At 57.8% G+C, this 583-nt stretch carries 2 protein-coding genes; both read left to right on the top strand.

Going from position 1 to position 583, the window contains the following annotated elements; translation table 11 throughout:
* Positions 1–288, top strand: a 288-nt coding sequence (locus H8711_RS14510; protein ID WP_346728228.1) for a hypothetical protein, incomplete at its 5' end; no start/stop codon positions are given.
* Positions 204–545, top strand: a complete 342-nt coding sequence (locus H8711_RS14505) for a DNA cytosine methyltransferase (RefSeq protein ID WP_283245966.1) — start codon at positions 204–206, stop codon at positions 543–545. The genes H8711_RS14510 and H8711_RS14505, both read left to right, overlap by 85 nt.
* Positions 546–583: the final 38 nt, after the last annotated feature.

Raw genomic sequence — 583 nt, 5'->3', positions numbered from 1 at the left:
GGCTGGCACGAAGGCAGCGGATTTTCGTCGTGGCGGATTTTGGAGGCAGACGTGCCGCAGACATACTATTTAAGCCCCGTCCAATGCTCCCACTTCCTCCGCCTTGCGGAGAGGGCGGGCGGGCCGCCGCCGAAGGAGATCGAACAGCTTCTTTTGAAACAGGGCGGCAGATACCAGTCATCCACCCCTTTCAGTGCTTCCGTATGCGGGGAGCGGCAAAAAGGCAGGAAGAAACGTCCTTCCGAAACAGCTTCGGATTACCAACTGACCCTTTTCCCACTCTTTTAGCCAGTGATGTAACGCCCTTTGCCTTCTGGTATGAGGGCGACCCGGAGGGCGGCTGTATCCGTTTTCTGACGGAAACGGAAAGCGAACGGCTGATGGGGCTGCCGGAGGGCTGGACAAAGTACGGGGCGGACGGCGTGGAGATCCGGCCTCTGCAACGCTACAAGGCGCTGGGAAATGCGATTGCCCTCCCTTGCGCCGATTACATTATGGCCGGGATTTATGAGGTGCTGGCTGACCGGGCCGGAAAGGAGGAATGAGCCCATGTTTGAAGCCTATATAACCAATACAGCCCTAT

It is taken from the genome of Ligaoa zhengdingensis (assembly GCF_014384885.1).
GTDB lineage: Bacteria > Bacillota > Clostridia > Oscillospirales > Ruminococcaceae > Ligaoa > Ligaoa zhengdingensis.
This window is presented reverse-complemented; position numbering and strand designations above follow the sequence as displayed.

Bases quoted from the DNA above. Each gene is read 5' to 3' on its own strand.
- H8711_RS14505 (WP_283245966.1), top strand. From the start codon at position 204: ATGCGGGGAGCGGCAAAAAGGCAGGAAGAAACGTCCTTCCGAAACAGC.